This is a genomic window from Algoriphagus vanfongensis DSM 17529, assembly GCF_000429465.1.
Lineage (GTDB): Bacteria > Bacteroidota > Bacteroidia > Cytophagales > Cyclobacteriaceae > Algoriphagus > Algoriphagus vanfongensis.
Map to the genome: position 1 here is coordinate 1 of NZ_AUBX01000008.1, position 1,057 is coordinate 1,057.

1 rRNA gene is annotated in these 1,057 nt (G+C 50.5%); it reads left to right on the forward strand.

The window, feature by feature from the left end:
* Positions 1 to 1,057, forward strand: a 23S ribosomal RNA gene (locus tag G460_RS22835); the annotation flags it as partial.

Below are 1,057 nucleotides of genomic sequence, written 5' to 3' on the forward strand. Positions count from 1 at the left end.
GGATTATATCGTAAGATAGGCGAACGTGGGGAACTGAAACATCTAAGTACCCATAGGAGGAGAAAACAACAGTGATTCCGTGAGTAGTGGCGAGCGAAAGCGGAACAGCCCAAACCACATATGTTACGGCATGTGTGGGGTTATAGGACCTGCATAAAGAGATACAAAGTGACTGGAATGGCATGGGAAGGCCAATCGAAGAGGGTGAGAATCCCGTACGGGAAGTTTTGTTGATTGGGCGGGTATCCTGAGTAGGCCGGGACCGGAGGAATCCCGGTTGAATTTGCCAGCACCATCTGGTAAGGCTAAATACTCCTGAGAGACCGATAGTGAACCAGTACCGTGAGGGAAAGGTGAAAAGTACTCCGAATAGGAGGGTGAAATAGAACCTGAAACCGTGCGCTTACAAGCGGTCGGAGCCCTTTAGTGGGGTGACGGCGTGCCTTTTGCATAATGAGCCTACGAGTTACTCCTCTCTGGCAAGGGTAAGGCATTGAGTGCTGTACCCGGAGCGAAAGCGAGTCTGAAAGGGCGATTGAGTCGGAGGGGGTAGACGCGAAACTTAGTGATCTACCCATGGCCAGGTTGAAGTTGTGGTAACACACAATGGAGGACCGAACCGATAAGCGTTGAAAAGCTTCCGGATGAGCTGTGGGTAGGGGTGAAAGGCTAATCAAACTGAGAAATAGCTCGTACTCCCCGAAATGTTTTTAGGAACAGCGTCGGGAATTGTATGATGGAGGTAGAGCTACCGATAGGACTAGGGGGAGTCAAATCCTACCAAATCCTGACGAACTCCGAATGCCATTATACAGAACCGGCAGTGAGGGCTGGGGTGCTAAGGTCCCAGTCCGAGAGGGAAAGAACCCGGACCTTCCGCTAAGGTCCCCAAATCTAGATTAAGTTGAACAAAGGTGGTCCAGTTGCAGAGACAGCCAGGAGGTTAGCTTGGAAGCAGCTATTCCTTTAAAGAGTGCGTAACAGCTCACTGGTCGAGCGACAGGGCGTCGATAATAATCGGGCATCAAATCTAGTACCGAAGCGAAGGATTGGTATT